15 protein-coding genes are annotated in these 16,969 nt (G+C 69.0%); 5 read left to right on the forward strand and 10 right to left on the reverse strand.

Going from position 1 to position 16,969, the window contains the following annotated elements; translation table 11 throughout:
- Nucleotides 1-155: 155 nt before the first annotated feature.
- The 4 genes from qcrB to ctaE form a co-directional block, all read right to left on the reverse strand.
- Nucleotides 156-1,793: a cytochrome bc1 complex cytochrome b subunit gene (qcrB, locus tag ACT2CW_RS16800; protein ID WP_138911058.1), complete on the reverse strand. Its 1,638-nt coding sequence runs from the start codon at nucleotides 1,791-1,793 to the stop codon at nucleotides 156-158.
- Complete coding sequence (gene qcrA / locus ACT2CW_RS16805; RefSeq protein ID WP_164432001.1) at nucleotides 1,790-2,845, reverse strand: cytochrome bc1 complex Rieske iron-sulfur subunit; 1,056 nt, start codon at nucleotides 2,843-2,845, stop codon at nucleotides 1,790-1,792. Before qcrA ends, qcrB begins: the two co-directional genes overlap by 4 nt.
- Nucleotides 2,842-3,651 carry a cytochrome bc1 complex diheme cytochrome c subunit gene (gene qcrC / locus ACT2CW_RS16810; protein WP_138911056.1) on the reverse strand — a complete coding sequence of 270 codons (810 nt, stop codon included), beginning with the start codon at nucleotides 3,649-3,651 and terminating at the stop codon, nucleotides 2,842-2,844. Before qcrC ends, qcrA begins: the two co-directional genes overlap by 4 nt.
- A 69-nt stretch (nucleotides 3,652-3,720) precedes the next feature.
- Nucleotides 3,721-4,341, reverse strand: coding sequence for an aa3-type cytochrome oxidase subunit III (gene ctaE, locus ACT2CW_RS16815; protein WP_020872008.1), 621 nt, complete (start codon nucleotides 4,339-4,341; stop codon nucleotides 3,721-3,723).
- Nucleotides 4,342-4,552: 211 nt separating this feature from the next.
- Between ctaE and ACT2CW_RS16820 the strand changes: the two genes are divergently transcribed.
- On the forward strand, nucleotides 4,553-4,954 hold the full coding sequence (locus ACT2CW_RS16820) for a hypothetical protein (protein ID WP_164432003.1): 402 nt from the start codon (nucleotides 4,553-4,555) through the stop codon (nucleotides 4,952-4,954).
- Nucleotides 4,955-5,003: 49 nt separating this feature from the next.
- Here ACT2CW_RS16820 and ACT2CW_RS16825 read toward each other — a convergent pair whose 3' ends face one another.
- From ACT2CW_RS16825 to ctaC, 4 genes are all read right to left on the reverse strand, one after another.
- Nucleotides 5,004-6,251 (reverse strand): L,D-transpeptidase, encoded by a 1,248-nt coding sequence (locus ACT2CW_RS16825; protein ID WP_164432005.1) that lies wholly within the window; start codon nucleotides 6,249-6,251, stop codon nucleotides 5,004-5,006.
- Between the two features lie 155 nt (nucleotides 6,252-6,406).
- On the reverse strand, nucleotides 6,407-6,805 hold the full coding sequence (locus ACT2CW_RS16830; protein WP_164432007.1) for a cytochrome c oxidase subunit 4: 399 nt from the start codon (nucleotides 6,803-6,805) through the stop codon (nucleotides 6,407-6,409).
- Nucleotides 6,802-8,541, reverse strand: coding sequence for an aa3-type cytochrome oxidase subunit I (gene ctaD / locus ACT2CW_RS16835; RefSeq protein ID WP_138911054.1), 1,740 nt, complete (start codon nucleotides 8,539-8,541; stop codon nucleotides 6,802-6,804). Before ctaD ends, ACT2CW_RS16830 begins: the two co-directional genes overlap by 4 nt.
- Nucleotides 8,538-9,500 carry an aa3-type cytochrome oxidase subunit II gene (gene ctaC / locus ACT2CW_RS16840; protein ID WP_044576759.1) on the reverse strand — a complete coding sequence of 321 codons (963 nt, stop codon included), beginning with the start codon at nucleotides 9,498-9,500 and terminating at the stop codon, nucleotides 8,538-8,540. The genes ctaD and ctaC overlap by 4 nt, the downstream gene beginning before the upstream one ends.
- A 456-nt stretch (nucleotides 9,501-9,956) precedes the next feature.
- Between ctaC and ACT2CW_RS16845 the strand changes: the two genes are divergently transcribed.
- Nucleotides 9,957-11,384, forward strand: a complete 1,428-nt coding sequence (locus ACT2CW_RS16845) for a cysteine desulfurase/sulfurtransferase TusA family protein (RefSeq protein WP_445517141.1) — start codon at nucleotides 9,957-9,959, stop codon at nucleotides 11,382-11,384.
- Nucleotides 11,385-11,684: 300 nt separating this feature from the next.
- On the opposite strand, the gene ACT2CW_RS16850 is transcribed toward ACT2CW_RS16845, so the two are convergent.
- Nucleotides 11,685-12,659, reverse strand: a complete 975-nt coding sequence (locus ACT2CW_RS16850; RefSeq protein ID WP_445517142.1) for a carbohydrate kinase family protein — start codon at nucleotides 12,657-12,659, stop codon at nucleotides 11,685-11,687.
- A gap of 171 nt (nucleotides 12,660-12,830) precedes the next feature.
- On the opposite strand from ACT2CW_RS16850, the gene ACT2CW_RS16855 reads away from it, so the two are divergent.
- Both ACT2CW_RS16855 and ACT2CW_RS16860 read left to right on the forward strand, forming a co-directional pair.
- The gene (locus ACT2CW_RS16855; protein ID WP_445517143.1) at nucleotides 12,831-13,058 is read left to right on the forward strand and encodes a hypothetical protein; all 228 of its coding nucleotides are present in this window, start codon (nucleotides 12,831-12,833) and stop codon (nucleotides 13,056-13,058) included.
- Nucleotides 13,059-13,149: 91 nt separating this feature from the next.
- Nucleotides 13,150-14,622, forward strand: a complete 1,473-nt coding sequence (locus ACT2CW_RS16860) for a hypothetical protein (RefSeq protein WP_445517144.1) — start codon at nucleotides 13,150-13,152, stop codon at nucleotides 14,620-14,622.
- An 87-nt stretch (nucleotides 14,623-14,709) separates the two neighbouring features.
- Here ACT2CW_RS16860 and ACT2CW_RS16865 read toward each other — a convergent pair whose 3' ends face one another.
- Nucleotides 14,710-15,063 carry a HesB/IscA family protein gene (locus ACT2CW_RS16865; RefSeq protein WP_020871998.1) on the reverse strand — a complete coding sequence of 118 codons (354 nt, stop codon included), beginning with the start codon at nucleotides 15,061-15,063 and terminating at the stop codon, nucleotides 14,710-14,712.
- Nucleotides 15,064-15,291: 228 nt separating this feature from the next.
- Here ACT2CW_RS16865 and nadA point away from each other — a divergent pair, with 228 nt between their 5' ends.
- Entirely contained in the window at nucleotides 15,292-16,479 is a 1,188-nt protein-coding gene (gene nadA / locus ACT2CW_RS16870; protein ID WP_445517145.1) for a quinolinate synthase NadA, read from the forward strand.
- Nucleotides 16,480-16,969 lie beyond the last annotated feature (490 nt).

A 16,969-nucleotide genomic window follows, 5' to 3' on the forward strand; every position in this document is an offset into this window, starting at 1 on the left:
GGTGGGCAGGGAAGGGGTCCGCGCACTTCAGCGGCCCGCCGCAAGCCTATCGGCCGCACGGCCGGGGCCCCGGCCGGACCGTGCGGTCCGGGCCGGGGCCCTGGTCTGTGGCGTAGCTGTATGGAGAAACCGGTCGCTGAGGGGTTACCGGGAGATCAGTGGTGGCCGTGGCCGCTGGTGATCTCGTGGTACTCCTCGCGGGTCGGCTTCGGAATGACGTTGTCCCCGCCGTAGTAGCCCTTGGAGAGCTTCGAACGGAGCTTCTGGGAACGCTTTATCTTCCGCTTGACCCCGTTCTCGTCGACCTCCGGGCCGATCTCGTAGGGCTCGGGCTGCTCATGCTGGGTGAGGATGTGCAGCTGCTCCTGCGCGAGCGGCTCGTGGACCTCGATGAACTCACCGTGCGGCAGCCGCTTGATGATGCCGGTCTCGCGGCCGTGCAGCACCTTGTCCTTGTCCCGCCGCTGGAGGCCGAGGCAGATCCGCTTGGTGGCGATGAACGCCAGGACCGGGCCGACGAAGAAGGCGATCCGCACGAACCACGTGATCGAGTTGATCGACAGGTGGAAGTGGGTGGCCCACAGGTCGTTACCGCCACCGACCAGCATCACGAAGTACGCGGTGATCCAGGCGACACCGAACGCGGTACGCGTCGGGGCGTTGCGCGGGCGGTCCAGGATGTGGTGCTCACGCTTGTCGCCGGTGATCCAGGACTCGATGAACGGGTAGAGCCCGATCGCGAACAGGACCAGCGGGAAGAGCACGATCGGGATGAACACGCCCAGGACGAGCGTGTGGCCCCAGGCGGTGATCTCCCAGCCCGGCATCACACGGACCAGACCCTCGGCGAAGCCCATGTACCAGTCGGGCTGGGCGCCGGTGGACACCTGGTCGGGCCGGTAGGGGCCGATGGTCCAGATCGGGTTGATGGTCGCGACCGCGGAGAGGACCGCGATCACACCGAAGACCAGGAAGAAGAAGCCGCCCGCCTTGGCCATGTAGACCGGCAGCAGAGGCATGCCGACGACGTTCTTCTCGGTCTTTCCGGCCCCGGGGTACTGCGTGTGCTTGTGGTAGAAGACCAGGATCAGGTGCGCCACCAGCAGGCCGAGCATGATGCCCGGCAGCAGCAGGACGTGGACCGGGTAGAGCCTCGCGATGAGGTCCGTCCCCGGGAACTCGCCGCCGAAGACGAACATCGAGATGTAGGTGCCGACCACCGGGATCGACAGGAACACACCCTCGATGAACCGCAGACCGGTGCCGGAGAGCAGGTCGTCGGGGAGCGAGTAGCCGGTGAAGCCGGTCAGCATGCCGAGGAAGAACAGCAGGAAGCCGAACAGCCAGTTGATCTCACGCGGCTTGCGGAACGCACCGGTGAAGAACACGCGCATCATGTGCGTGAACATGCCGGCGAGGAAGACCAGCGCGGCCCAGTGGTGGATCTGCCGGATCAGCAGACCGCCGCGCACCTCGAAGCTGATGTCGAGGGTCGACTGGAACGCCTCGGACATCCGCACGCCCTGCATCGGGACGTACGGGCCCTCGTAGACCACCTCCGACATGCTGGGGTGGAAGAACAGCGTCAGGTACACACCCGTGAGGATGATGACGATGAAGCTGTAGAGGCAGACCTCGCCCAGCATGAAGGACCAGTGGTCCGGGAAGATCTTGCGCATATTGGCCTTGGCCAGGCTGTAGATGCCCAGCCGGCCATCGGCCCAGTCCGCGACGCGCTCGCCCGCGGGCGCTTTGCCCCGGCGCTGCGCGGCGCTGTCGCTTGTAGTACTCATCCGCGCTCCCAGTAAGCAGGACCGACGGGCTCCGAGAAGTCGCCCATGGCTTCGAGGTACCCCTGGTCGTTGGCCCTGATCCGCAGCTGCGGCAGCGCGTGACCGGCCGGACCGAAGATCACTCGGCCACCGTCGGAGAGGTCGAAGGTCGACTGGTGGCAGGGGCACAGGACGTGGTGGGTCTGCTGCTCATAGAGGTTGATCGGGCAGCCGACGTGGGTGCAGATCTTGGAGAACGCGACGATGCCCTCGTGCGACCAGTCCAGTTCGCGCTTGTCCTTGATGTTCTCCGGCTGGAGCCGGACCAGCATCAGGGCGGCCTTGGCGATCTCCGTCTGGAAGTCGTGCTGCTCCTCGCTCATGCCCTCGGGCATGGCGAAGGTGAGCGAGCCGACGGCGATGTCCTCGGGGCGCAGCGGCTGCATGGTGTTGTAGTTCATCAGCCGCTTGCCCTTGGCCCACTTGGTGTGCCGGAGCTTGGTGCCCGGCATCGGACCGAGGTCCCGCAGCAGCACGATGCCGGAGAGCGGCACCAGCGCGAGCGCGCCGAAGAGGGTGTTGCGGGCCAGCTTGCGCCGGCCGAAGCCGGACTCCTTGGCGCCGGCGGCGAAGTCCTCGAGGACCTTCGACTTGACCTCGGGGCTGGCCTCGATGGGGTGGCGCTCGTCGGCGATCTCCACATCGGACATCAGGGTGCGGGCCCAGTGGACCGCGCCCGCGCCGATGGTGAACAGCGCGATGCCGAGCGTCACCCCCAGCGCGAAGTTCAGCGCGCTGATGTGCCCGATCGGGAAGACGTAGATGTACTTGTCGACCGGGAGTGCCACATACGCGGCGATGAAGGCGATCGTGGCCAGCATCGAGACCGTGAAGAGCAGGGCGACGGTGCGCTCGGAGCGCCTCGCGGCCCGCTCGTCGATGTCCTGCTTACGGTGCTCGTGCGGCGGCAGCCCCGGGTCGGCGAACGGGTCCTCGGCCGGCCTTACGGCGCTCTCGGCCCCCCGCGCTTCCGGCAGCTTGTCTTCTGCTTCTGAAATCTCGTGGCTACTCATGACTTCTTGGCCTTTGCGGTCCGGGCGGCGACCCAGATGGTGAGGACGATCATCGCGCCCATGCCGAAGACCCAGCCGAACAGGCCCTCGCTCACCGGGCCGAGCCCGCCGAGCTCAAGACCACCGGGGGTCTTGCTCTTGTCGCTGTTGACCGTGTCGAGGTAGGCGATGATGTCCTGCTTGTTCTTCTCCGGCATCACGGTGTCGGGGAAGGAGGGCATGTTCTGCGGGCCGGTCTGCATGGCCTCGTAGAGATGCTTGGGGCTGACCCCGTCGAGAGCCGGCGCGAACTTGCCGTTGGTGAGGGCACCACCCTTACCGGCGAAGTTGTGGCACTGCGCGCAGTTCGTACGGAAGAGCTCCCCGCCCTTCGCGACGTCCGCGCCGTCCGGGCTGTACTCGCCCTTGGTGGGCGTCACCGGACCCGCGCCGAGCGACGCGATGTAGGCCGCGAGCTGCTCGATCTCGGCGTCCGAGTAGATCTTCTTCTTCTTCGGCACCTGGGCGCCCGGCTGCTGCGCCGGCATGCGGCCGGTGCCGACCTGGAAGTCCACGGCGGCGGAGCCGACGCCGACCAGGCTCGGGCCGTCAGAGGTCCCCTGACCGCCCGTGCCATGGCAGCTGGCGCAGCCGACGGCATAGAGCTTCTTGCCCTCCTCGATGGCGAGGGACTGGGCGGAGCTGTCGTCGGCCTTCGCCTCGCTCGGCGAAAACGCGGCGTACAGCCCCCCAGTGACCGCCAGCGCGAAGAGTAGGACGACGAGCGCAGCCAGCGGATGGCGCCGTCGTGCGGAGAGCTTTTTCACGGATTACCCCGGTGTCAGGATCTTCTGCGTCGATGCTGTTAAGGACGTGGTTCCGGTGCGGTGACCGGCTTACTTGATCATGTAGATCGTGGCGAAGAGGCCGATCCAGACGACATCGACGAAGTGCCAGTAATAGGACACGACGATGGCCGCCGTCGCCTGCTGGTGGGTGAACCTCTTGGCCGCGTACGTCCTGCCCAGGACAAGCAGGAAGGCGATCAGGCCGCCCGTCACATGCATGCCGTGGAAGCCGGTGGTCAGGTAGAACACCGAGCCGTAGGGGTCGGAGGAGAGCGAAAGCCCGTCCTTCTTGACCAGCTCGGTGTATTCGAAGATCTGACCGCCGATGAAGATCGCGCCCATGATGAAGGTGATCACGAACCAGGAGCGCAGCTTCTTCACGTCGCCGCGCTCGGCGGCGAAGACGCCGAGCTGGCAGGTGAGGGAGGAGAGCACCAGGATCGTGGTGTTCGTCGCCGAGAACGGGAAGTTCAGCGAGGACGCCATTTCCTTCCAGTGCTCGGCTCCGGTCACCGATCGCAGGGTGAAGTACATCGCGAAGAGGGCCGCGAAGAACATCAGCTCGGAACTCAGCCAGATGATGGTTCCGACGCTGGTGAGGTTCGGCCGGTTGACCGACGGGTGCGCGTGCCCGGTTTCTACTGCTGTTGCTGTCGCCACGACCGACATTATGTCGGTCGCTTATCCAGCGCTCACTCCCGGGGGTCCCGTTCGGAGTGTCAAGGGCCGCGTCAAGGACATCGACCCTGCTCGTCGGGGCTGTTCCGGACAGTCCCCCGAAGGAGGGAGAGATCCGTACACCCCCTCCTCCGGACGGCTGTACGGGAGTAGCATCCGCCTCAGGAGCCCGGCAGATCACTTACTTCGCCCGGAGGTCATGATGCGGCCCACCGCAACGGTGCTGGTCTACAGCGATGACGTGAGCACCCGCGAGCAGGTGCGCCTGGCGGCCGGGCGCCGGCCCGCCGCCGATCTGCCCCCGGTGGAGTTCCTGGAGTGCGCCACCCTCCCGGCCGTTCTCTCGGCGCTGGAGGAGGGCGGCATCGACGCCTGTGTGCTGGACGGTGAGTCGGCGCCCGCGGGCGGGATGGGCGTCTGCCGGCAGATCAAAGACGAGATCTTCCAGTGCCCGCCGGTGCTGCTGCTCATCGGCCGCCCGCAGGACGCCTGGCTGGCCACCTGGAGCCGCGCGGAGGCCGCGGTCACGCATCCGGTGGACCCGGTGGCCCTGGCGGACGCGCTGGCCGGGCTGCTCCGCAAGCGGCTCGCCGTGGGCGCCTGACCGCACCGTCCCGCCGTGGGCGCCTGACCGCACCGTCCGCACCGTCCGCTCAGACCTGGGGCCGGAGCCGGGCGGAGTCGGCGGGGGTGGCGTCGGACTGGCCGGAGGCGACGGCGCTGCCCTTGCGCCAGTCCGCCCAGGCCATGTTCCAGTCGCCGTAGCCGTTGTCGAATGTGGCCATGTCCTCTCCGTTGCTGTGCACCACCTGGACGATGTCCCCGAGGCGCACGGTGTTGAAGAACCACTGGGCGTTCGCCGTGCTCATGCCCGTGCAGCCGTGGCTGACGTTGGCGTAGCCCTGCGAGCCGGTGGACCAGGGCGCGGCATGGACGTATTCACCGCTCTTGGTGACCCGGGCGGCCCAGTAGACCATCAGGTCGTAGGAGCCCGCGCCGAGCCCGATGCTGGCGCCCGTCATCCGTACGGCGGATTCCTTGGCCAGGATGACCTTGATGCCGTTCCGGGTGTCGAATCCGGGCATACCGGTGGTGATCGGGATGGTCCGGATCGGCACTCCATTGCGCTTCACCGTCATCTGGTGGGTGCCGGAGTCGGTGAGGGCCTCGAGGCGGTCGCCGGTGGTCAGCCGCAGCGACTTGGCCTCGCCGCCGTAGAGCCCGCCGCCGATCCGGATGCCCTTGAGGTTGGAGTGCACCGTGATGGTGGCGTGGGCGGGCCAGTACTCCTGCGGGCGGTAGTGCAGGTTCCGGCTGTCCACCCAGTGCCAGACGCCCTCCACCGCGGGCCGTGCGTCCACCTTCAGGGCGCGCTCGATCACGGCGCGCGCCGAGGGGTCCTTGACGGGCCGGCTCAGCTTGGCCGTGATGGGCTGCCCCACCCCGTACTCCCCCGCCTTGGGGCCGAAGGTGACCTTCAGCAGCCGGTGGGCGGAGCTGGTGGTGAAGTCGACCGTACGGCGGCCCGGAGCGCCATTGGAGTCCTCCGTGGACACCTTCAGCGTGTAGTGGGCGCCCGCGGCCAGCGGCACGGTGCTGCGCCAGTGCCTGCCGTCGTCGGTCAGCTCACCCCGGACGTAGCGGCCCGCGGCGTCGGTGGCCGTGACATCCGTGATCCGGCTGTCGTCGTCCTTGGCCGTCACTTCGAGCGGCTTGTCCGGATCGGCCTTACGGCCGTCGCCGTCACCGCTGAACGAGATCTGATCGGCGGCGTCGTACGGCTTGGCGGACAGGGGGTCGGGGGATCCCCCGCATCCGCTCAGACCCGCTATCAGCGGCGCCACCAGCAGGGCGCAGGTCAGCACCGCCCGGCTTCTGAGTGATCGAGGTGTGTGGCTCATGGAGCCAACGTAGAAACGCCGTCCGGGAACGGCGCGCGGAGTGAGGCACCGGAGTGAACCGAGCGGATCGGCGGGGCCGTCCGGGCCCGTAACGCCGAGCGGGGCCCGGACACCTGGGGAGGTGTCCGGGCCCCGCTCGTATCAGCCGGTCAGGGCTACTGGTTGGCGTTCTCGCCGCGGTAGTACTCGAAGACCCAGCCGAAGAGACCGACCATGATGATCGGGGCCGAGAAGAAGAGCAGCCACCAGCCGAAGATCACGCCCAGGAACGCCATGGCGCCGCCGACGCCGAGGGAGAGCGGCTGCCAGCTGTGCGGGGAGAAGAATCCCAGCTCACCGGCGTCGTCCGCGACATCCGCGTCCTTGTTGTCCTGCGCACCGACATCCACCCGGCGGGCCGTGAAGGCCAGGTAGTAGCCGATCATGATGCTCAGCCCGAAGGCCAGGAAGAGCGCCGTGGTGCCGGCCGGCTCCTTCGACCACACGCCATAGACGACCGCCGTGGCGAGGATGAAGACGGCCAGCCAGATGAACAGACGGCCTTGGACCTTCACTTGCCGGCCTCCTTACCACCCGCGAGGGCCTTGTCATCGTCCGGCGCACCGTGGTTCTCGAGCTGGTCGAGCGCCGCGATCTCCGGGTGGTGCAGGTCGAACGCCGGGGATTCGGAGCGGATCCGCGGCAGGGTGAGGAAGTTGTGCCGCGGGGGCGGGCAGGAGGTCGCCCACTCCAGCGAACGGCCGTAGCCCCAGGGGTCGTCGACCTCGACCTTCTTGCCGTACTTGGCGGTCTTCCAGACGTTGTAGAGGAACGGCAGGATCGACAGGCCCAGCAGGAAGGAGCTGATGGTCGAGATGGTGTTCAGCGTGGTGATGCCGTCGGCCGCCAGGTAGTCGGCGTACCGGCGGGGCATGCCCTCGGCGCCCAGCCAGTGCTGCACCAGGAACGTGCCGTGGAAGCCCACGAACAGCGTCCAGAAGGTGATCTTGCCGAGCCGCTCGTCCAGCATCTTGCCGGTCATCTTCGGCCACCAGAAGTGGAAGCCGGCGAACATCGCGAAGACCACGGTGCCGAAGACCACGTAGTGGAAGTGGGCCACCACGAAGTACGAGTCGGAGACGTGGAAGTCCATCGGCGGCGACGCCAGGATCACACCGGTCAGACCACCGAAGGTGAAGGTGATCAGGAAGCCGATCGCCCAGAGCATCGGGGTCTCGAAGCTCAGCGACCCCTTCCACATCGTGCCGATCCAGTTGAAGAACTTGATACCGGTCGGCACCGCGATGAGGAACGTCATGAACGAGAAGAACGGCAGTAGCACTCCGCCGGTGACATACATGTGGTGGGCCCACACCGTCACCGAGAGACCGGCGATCGAAATGGTCGCGGCGATCAGGGAGATGTAACCGAACATCGGCTTCCGGGAGAAGACCGGAATGACCTCGGAAATGATGCCGAAGAACGGCAGCGCGATGATGTACACCTCTGGATGGCCGAAGAACCAGAAGAGGTGTTGCCAGAGCAGCGCTCCGCCATTGGCCGCGTCGAAGACATGCGCCCCGAATTTACGGTCCGCCTCCAGGGCGAACAGTGCGGCGGCCAGCACCGGGAAGGCGAGCAGGACCAGCACCGCGGTCAGCAGCACGTTCCAGGTGAAGATGGGCATGCGGAACATCGTCATGCCCGGAGCGCGCATGCAGATGATCGTGGTGATGAAGTTGACCGCACCGAGGATCGTGCCGAAGCCGGAGAGGGCCAGACCCATGATCCACATGTCCGCGCCGATACCCGGCGAACGGACCGCGTCCGACAGCGGGGAGTAGGCGAACCAGCCGAAGTCGGCCGCGCCCTGCGGGGTCAGGAACCCGCCCACCGCGATCAGCGAGCCGAAGAGGTACAGCCAGTACGCGAACATGTTCAGCCGCGGGAACGCCACATCGGGCGCACCGATCTGGAGCGGCATGATCCAGTTCGTGAAGCCCGCGAACAGCGGGGTGGCGAACATCAGCAGCATGATCGTGCCATGCATGGTGAACGCCTGGTTGAACTGCTCGTTCGACATGATCTGCGTACCCGGACGGGCCAGCTCGGCGCGCATGAAGAGCGCCATCAGGCCGCCGATGCAGAAGAACGCGAACGACGTGACGAGGTAGAGCGTGCCGATCGTCTTGTGGTCCGTGGTGGTCAGCCACTTGACGACGACATTGCCCGGCTGCTTCCGACGTACCGGCGCTTGCCGCTCTTGCGAGGCGGCGGTGCCGGCACCCTGGGGTTCGTTGAGGATGCTCACGATGTCCTGGTCTCCGCGTTCTTGGCGGCGTCCGTCTGCTCAATGCCCGCCGGGATGTAGCCGGTCTGGCCCTTCTTCGCCAGCTCCTTGAGGTGCTGCTGGTAACGCTCCGGCGACACCACCTTGACGTTGAAGAGCATCCGGGAGTGGTCGACGCCGCACAGCTCGGCGCACTTGCCCTTGAAGGTGCCCTCGCGGTTCGGAGTGACCTCGAAGCGGTTGGTGTGCCCCGGGATGACGTCCATCTTCATCAGGAAGGGGACCACCCAGAACGAGTGGATGACATCGCGGGACGTCAGGATGAACTGGACCGACTCGCCCTTCGGCAGCCACAGGGTCGGGCCCGGGTTGCCGGTCTGCGGGTTCCGCTCACCGGGGGTACCCGCCTCGTAGACGCCCTCGGCGCCCTTGGGGACCGCGTTCAGCATGCGCCCCGGGATCGCGGAGATCTCCTTGGCTTCCTGCTTGGGCGTGGCGGTGGAACCGTCCACGTTCTCCATGTAGTTGAAGCCCCAGCTCCACTGGTAGCCCACCACGTTGACCACGTGGTCGGGCTTCTTGGAGGTCTTGAGGAGCGCGTTCTCATCGCGCGCGGTGAAGTAGAACAACACCGAGACGATGATGATCGGGACCACGGTGTACAGCGCCTCGATCGGCATGTTGTACCGGGTCTGCGCGGGAACCTCGATCTTGGTCCTGCTGCGACGGTGGAAGATGACCGCCCAGATGATCAGGCCCCAGACCAGGACGCCCGTGGCGAGCGCCGCCGCCCACGAGCCCTGCCACAGGGAGAGGATCCGCGGCGCCTCCTCCGTGACGGGGGTAGGCATTCCGAGGCGGGGGAAGTCCTTGGATGTGCAACCGGTGGCGGTCGCCAGGACCAAGCCCGCGGCCAGCGCCTGCAGCAGCTTCCGCCGCACCGGGCGCCGCGACGAGCGGTCGGAGCCGTTGGGACTCACGTAGCGCCTTCCCGAGAGTCTCGCCCGCGCGGTCGGCCGCGGCCGTCTGTCTGGTCGGTCGCCGGCCCGGTGCGGGCAGGGGTTTGGATGTTTATGCGGACCAAACCCTACTGGACGCCATTTGGGGTCGCGCGGGGAGGGTGCCCAACGCGCCGGGGCGCTCCACGAAGGGATGGAATCCCGGGCTCCGGCGCCCTTTTCCGCCCGGGCGCGGCCCGGGGCCCGACGGCCTTTTCGCGCGGGGCACGGCCCGGGTTCCGGCCCCGGTCCGGGCCCGGCACCGGGCAGGTGCGACCCTGGTTCCGGGGCGATGCGGTTCGGTCGCGTCCCGAAGGGGCGCGGGGCTGTGCCGATGTGCGGCTCCGCCGCGTGGGCGCGACCAGCCACGACGGCGCCGCGGTCGGCCGACGACCCATCGTTCGCGCCACTCCCCCCGGAACGCTTAGCGTTCCTTATGTGCCCTACTTCGACGTGGCCTCATCCGCCCCCCTGCACCCCGTCGCCCGGCAGGCGCTCCTCGCCGCACTCGACGAGGGGTGGGCCGACCCCTCGCGCCTGTACCGGGAGGGGCGGCGGGCCCGGCTGCTGCTGGACGCCGCGCGGGAGGCGGCCGCCGAGGTCGTGGGGTGCCGCCCGGACGAGCTCGTCTTCACCCCTTCGGGGACCCGCGCGGTGCACAACGGCATCGCGGGGGCGCTCGCGGGACGGCGGCGCGCCGGTCGCCATCTGATCGTCTCCGCCGTGGAGCACTCCTCGGTGCTGCACGCGGCCGCCGCGCACGAGGCGGACGGCGGCACGGTCACCGAGGTACCGGTGGACCGTACGGGACGGATCGCGCCGGGCGCGTACGCGGCGGCCCTGCGGGAGGCCCCGGGCGGGGTGGCACTGGCCTGTCTACAGTCCGCCAACCATGAGGTCGGCACGGTGCAGCCGGTGGCCGAGGCGGCCGAGGAGTGCGCGGCGGCGGACGTACCGCTGCTGGTGGACGCGGCGCAGTCGCTCGGCTGGGGCCCCGTGGAGGGCAATTGGTCGCTTCTGACCGCAAGTGCCCATAAATGGGGCGGCCCTGCCGGGGTGGGACTGCTCGCGGTGCGCAAGGGCGTGCGCTTCCGTACGGTTCAGCCCGCCGATGAACGGGAGTCGGGCCGCTCCCCCGGGTTCGAGAACCTCCCCGCCATCGTCGCCGCGGCCGCCTCGCTGCGGGCCGTCCGGGCGGAGGCCGCCGCCGAGGCGGAGCGGCTGCGAGGGCTGGTGGAGCGGATCCGGGCGCGGGTGCCGGCGCTGGTACCGGATGTCGAGGTGGTCGGCGACCCGGAGCGGCGGCTGCCGCATCTGGTGACCTTCTCCTGTCTCTATGTCGACGGAGAGGCGCTCCTCCATGAGCTGGACCGGGCGGAGTTCTCGGTCTCGTCCGGCTCCTCCTGCACCTCCTCCACGCTGACCCCGAGCCATGTGCTGCGGGCCATGGGGGTGCTGTCCGAGGGCAATGTCCGGGTCTCGCTCCCGCGCGGTACGGCCGAGGCGGACGTGGACCGGTTCCTGGAGGCGCTGCCGGGGGTGGTGGCGGGGGTACGGGAGCGTCTGGGCGCCCCGAAACCGGCCGAAGCCGAAGCCGGAGCCGGAGCGGAAGCCGAGGCCGCGGCCGATCCGGACCCCGAGCCCGAGCTGGTGGTCGACTCGCTCGGCAAGCGGTGCCCGATCCCGGTGATCGAGCTGGCCAAGGTGATCGGCGAGGTGCCGGTGGGCGGGGTGGTGACGGTCCTGTCCGACGACGAGGCGGCCCGGCTGGACATCCCGGCCTGGTGCGAGATGCGCGGCCAGACCTATGAGGGCGAGCGCCCGGCCGAGCGGGGCGTGGCGTACCGGGTGCGCCGCCGCGTCTAGGGGTGTCCGGCGGATCATGACGCCTGCGGCGGGCTGTCCCCTCCCCGCCCCTTCCCTCAACTGGGGCTCCGCCCCAGACCCCCGGGGCCTGGGGGCGAAGGCCCTTGCCACGCGGCGGAGCCGCATAACTCCGCTGGACGTGCCCTGACCTGCCGTCGATCGTCTGCGGCGCCATCGTGGCTGGTCGCGCAGTTCCCCGCGCCCCTTCGGGGCGCCACCGGACCGCGGCCGTCTTCCGCCGCTCCGCCAGGAGACCGGCGGGGCCCAGGGGGCGACGGCCCCCTGGGCTCACCCACGGGTTCAGGGGAGGTGGGCCGCGATCTCGCCCGCCGCGTCATGGCCGTACGCCTTGGCGAGGCGCTCCATGAAGTGGCCGCGGCGCAGCTCGTACTCCTGGGTGCCGACCGTCTCGATGACCAGCGTCGCCAGCATGCAGCCCACCTGGGCGGCCCGCTCCAGCGAGAGGTTCCAGGACAGACCGGAGAGGAAGCCTGCGCGGAAGGCGTCGCCGACGCCGGTCGGGTCGGCCTTCTGCTCCTCCTCCGGGCAGCCGACGACCACGGGCTCCTCGCCCTCGCGGTCGATCCGCACGCCCTGCGCGCCGAGCGTGGTGACGCGGGTGCCCACCTTGGCGAGGATCTGGTCCGCGGTCCAGCCGGTCTTGGTCTCGATCAGCGCGGCCTCGTACTCATTGGTGAAGAGGTACTCCGCGCCGCCGATCAGCAGCCGGATGTCCTCCCCTTCCATGCGGGCGAGCTGCTGGGAGGGGTCGGCGGCGAAGGGGATGCCGCGCGAGCGGCACTCCTCGGTGTGGCGGACCATGGCCTCCGGGTCGTCCGCGCTGATCAGCACCAGGTCGAGACCGCCGACGCGCTCCGCGACCGGCTGGAGCTCGATCTGGCGGGCCTCGCTCATGGCGCCGGTGTAGAAGGACGCGATCTGGTTGTGGTCCGCGTCGGTGGTGCACACGAAGCGCGCGGTGTGCTGGACCTCGGAGATATGGACGGACGCGGTGTCCACACCGTGCCGGTCCAGCCAGGCGCGGTAGTCGGCGAAGTCCTCGCCGGCCGCGCCGACCAGGATCGGGCGCAGGCCGAGCACGCCCATGCCGAAACAGATGTTGGGGCCGACTCCGCCGCGGCGGACATCGAGGGTGTCGACCAGGAAGGAGAGGGAGACCGTATGCAGCTGATCGGCGACCAGCTGATCGGCGAAACGGCCGGGGAAGGACATCAGATGGTCGGTGGCGATGGAGCCGGTTACGGCGATACGCACTGAGTCGCTCCTGCGGGGCGGAGAGGGCGGACGCTTCACGCTATCTGCTCAGCCCGGTCCATACGAACGGAAGAAACTACCCAATAGTAGGTCTTTTTTCACCGACACCCGCTGAATACGGTGCGTGGAGACGGGGGACGCGTCGGCGACACCCAAGGACCGGGAGGCATCATGCCCCAGCACCTCACCCCCGCGTTTCCCGCCACCGGGGCCATCGAGCCCGAATATCTGGATCAGTTGCGCGGCGACGGCGCGCGGATGGCGCCGCACTGGACGGTCACCGTAGCGGCCGCTCCCACCAGGCCCGTTTCCCCGGTCGCCGCCTCCCGCATCCGGGGGATCACGGTGCCCACCACATCGGCCGATCTGCTGGCCGGCATGTCCGACTACGGCGATTGAAGGAACCGGCCGCGCCCCGGCGCCGTCTCATCGGCATCTCCTCGCGAGGGATGGGACCGTAGAACGTGAGCGGAGCCGAAGGAGCGAAACGGTGAGCACCGAGGACACCGACACCCCGCAGACCCCCGACGACGACACTTCCCGTCCGCGCCGGCGCTCGCCGCTGGCCGTCGTTTCGGTGGCGGCAGCGGTGCTGGTCGCCGGTGGTGGCGGCGCCTACTGGGCGTCCACCGCGGCGGACGGCGGCACCCGGGGGCCGGGCGCGTCGGGCGAGAACGGATCGCCGAAACCCCTCGCACTGGACGCCTACGCCTCCCCGGGCGGGGAGCCGGGCGGGAACGAGGGCATCGCGCCCGGTGAGCCCGATCCGCACGGCGGCCGCTATGTGGTGACGGGCAAGCTGCCGGACGGGCCCGACAAGGCCCCGGTGTATCTGACCGACCCGAAGGTCGCCAAGGCCGATGTGGCGCGGCTGGCGAAGGCCCTGGACGTCTCCGGCAGCCCCCGTGCCGACCACGGGTACTGGAAGGTGGGCGGCACCCCGGACGCGAGCGGCCCGACGCTGCGGGTGAGCCGGACCGGGCCGGGCAGCTGGTCGTACTCCCGCTACGGGGCGCCGGGCGACACCTCCTGCGTCCACCCGGACGGCAAGAAGGCGCCCCAGAGCACCCGGACCGACAAGGGCGACGGGGCGGACAAGGCCGACAAGAGCTGCCCCACCTACCGCGACGGCGACAAGCGCGGTGACAACGGCGCCGCCGAGGGCCGCGACAAGGCCGTCTCCGAGGAGAAGGCCCAGAGCGCCGCCGAGCCGGTGTTCAAGGCGCTCGGGCTGTCGGACGCCAAGCTGGACGCGAGCGGCCTCTACGGCGCCGTGCGGATGGTGAACGCGGACCCGAAGGTGGGCGATCTGCCCACGTACGGCTGGGGCACCAATCTCCAGGTCGGCGCCGACGGCCAGCTGGTCGGCGGCAGCGGAACGCTGTCGAAGCCCAAGGAGGACGACAGCTATCCGGTGCTCAGCGCGGAGCAGGCGCTCCAGCGGCTGAACGCGACGTCGGGCGGGAGCGACGGCCCCTCGGGCAAGGTGACCGTGCGCAAGGTGACGTTCGGCCTCGCCTCGCACATGGTGGACGGCCGGCGGGCGCTGGTGCCGTCGTGGATCTTCGAGACGAAGCCGACCGGGACCAACCGGGTGGCGGTCACCCTGCCCTACCCCGCGGTGAAGCCGGAGTTCATCAAGAAGGCGAAGGAGCCGGGCCACTCCCCCTCGCCGGGCAAGGGGGACGGCACCTCCAAGCCGGATCACCTCACCTCGTACACCGTGGACGGCAAGACCCTGACGCTGCGCTTCTGGGGCGGGGTCTGCAACACCTACTCGGTCTCCGCGAAGGAGACCTCCGACAAGGTGACGCTGGACCTCAAGAGCGAGCCGAAGCATCCGGGGCGGGCCTGCATCCTCATCGCCAAGCAGCTGGAGCGGAAGGTGACGCTGAAGGAGCCGCTGGACGGCCGGAAGGTCGTGGACGGGTCCACGGGTGAGACGGTGCCGCTGCGGAAGTGAGCGAACGGCTCAGGACAGCCGGAAGGGGGCGGGCCCATCGGGCCCGCCCCCTTCCGTCGTGCTGTTTACTCCGCCGCGCCCGGGGGCTCAGCTGAAGGAGTCGCCGCAGGCGCAGGAGCCCGTGGCGTTCGGGTTGTCGATGGTGAAGCCCTGCTTCTCGATGGTGTCGACGAAGTCGATCGAGGCACCGCCCAGGTACGGGGCGCTCATGCGGTCGGTCACGACCTTCACACCGCCGAAGTCCTTGACGACGTCGCCGTCGAGCGAGCGCTCGTCGAAGAAGAGCTGGTAGCGCAGGCCGGAGCAGCCGCCGGGCTGGACGGCGACGCGCAGCGCGAGGTCGTCGCGGCCCTCCTGCTCCAGCAGGCTCTTGACCTTCGACGCGGCGGCGTCGGACAGGATGATGCCCTCGCTCGCGGTGGTCTCGTCCTGAACGGTCATCTGCTTCTCTCCCGGGTCGTACGGACTGCTTGCCGTTGGCGCAAACCAACGGCGTCCCGGATTCATTCCGGGTCCAAGCGCCTATCTCCTGTTGCCCTTCATGCTCGCATACGGGCGGACACACCGGAATGCGTCACATCGACACAATGCCTCTCGTCAACGTGACGTGAAGCAGCTATGATAGATAGCGTCATTCTGACGATTAGGGTTCCCAGCGAAGAAAGAAGGGTGCGTGACGTGACCACCGCCCAACCCCTCGACGTGCAGCCGACCCCGCTCGCTCTGCTGCTTCTCGGCCGAGAGGCCGACCCCCGGAGCGAGCGCGGTGTGGAGTGCCCGGGAGACCTCCCGGCGCCCTCCGACCCGGATCTGGTGGCACGCGCCCGCGCGGCCAAGGAGAAGCTCGGGGACAAGGTCTTCGTGCTCGGCCACCACTACCAGCGCGACGAGGTCATCGAGTTCGCTGATGTCACCGGAGACTCGTTCAAGCTCGCCCGGGACGCGGCCGCGCGGCCGGACGCCGAGTACATCGTCTTCTGCGGTGTGCACTTCATGGCCGAGTCCGCCGACATCCTCACCACCGACGCCCAGCAGGTCGTCCTCCCCGATCTGGCGGCCGGCTGCTCGATGGCCGACATGGCCACGGCCGAGCAGGTCGCCGAGTGCTGGGAGGTGCTCACCGAGGCCGGTGTGGCGGATGTGACGGTGCCCGTCTCGTACATGAACTCCTCCGCCGACATCAAGGCGTTCACCGGTCGCCACGGCGGCACGATCTGCACCTCCTCCAATGCCCGGCGGGCGCTGGAGTGGGCGTTCCAGCAGGGCCAGAAGGTGCTGTTCCTGCCCGATCAGCATCTGGGGCGCAATACGGCGGTCCGCGACATGGGCATGTCGCTGGAGGACTGCGTCGTCTACAACCCGCACAAGCCGAACGGCGGGCTCACCCCCGAGGAGCTGCGCGCCGCCACGATGATTCTGTGGCGCGGCCACTGCTCGGTGCACGGCCGCTTCTCGCTGGACTCGGTCAACGATGTGCGCGAGCGCATACCGGATGTGAATGTGCTGGTGCACCCCGAGTGCAAGCACGAGGTCGTGGCGGCGGCGGACTACGTGGGCTCGACCGAGTACATCATCAAGGCCCTGGAGGCCGCCCCCGCCGGGTCGAAGTGGGCGATCGGCACCGAGCTGAACCTCGTACGGCGCCTGGCCAATCGTTTCGCCGACCAGGGGAAGGAGATTGTCTTCCTGGACAAGACGGTCTGCTTCTGCTCGACCATGAACCGGATCGATCTGCCGCATCTGGTGTGGGCGCTGGAGTCGCTGGTGGCCGGCAAGGTGGTCAACCGCATCCAGGTCGACAAGGAGACCGAGCACTTCGCCAAGCTGGCGCTGGAGCGGATGCTGGCGCTGCCGTAGGCGGTGTCTGGCGGCGGGGGGCGGGACGCAGGGCCGTGGCGCCTGCGGCGAGCTGCTCCCCTCCCCGCCCCTCCCCACAACTGGGGCTCCGCCCCAGCCCCCGGTGTCCGGGGCAGAACCCCGGTCCAGGGCCAGGGGCGGAGCCCCGATTCCGGGGTCTAAGGCAGAGCCCCGACCCAGGGTCTGGGGCAGAACCCCGGTTCGGGGCCTGAGGCAGAGCCCCGATCCAGGGTCTGAGACGGAGCCCCGATCCGGGACCTGGGGCAGAGCCCCGGGGTCAAGGGCGGAGCCCCGGCCCGGGGCCTGAGGCGGAGCCCCGATCCGGCGTCAGGAGCAGGGCCCCGGTTTCGGAGCCTGGCGCAGAACCCCGGTCCGAAGGCTGAGGCAGAGCCCCAGTCCGGTCTGGGGCAGAGCCCCCGATCCGGGGCCAGGGGCAGAGCCCCGGTCCGGGGTCTGGGGCGGAACCCCGGTCCGGGGGCTGGGACAGAGC

The organism is Streptomyces sp. NEAU-174, from assembly GCF_052665095.1.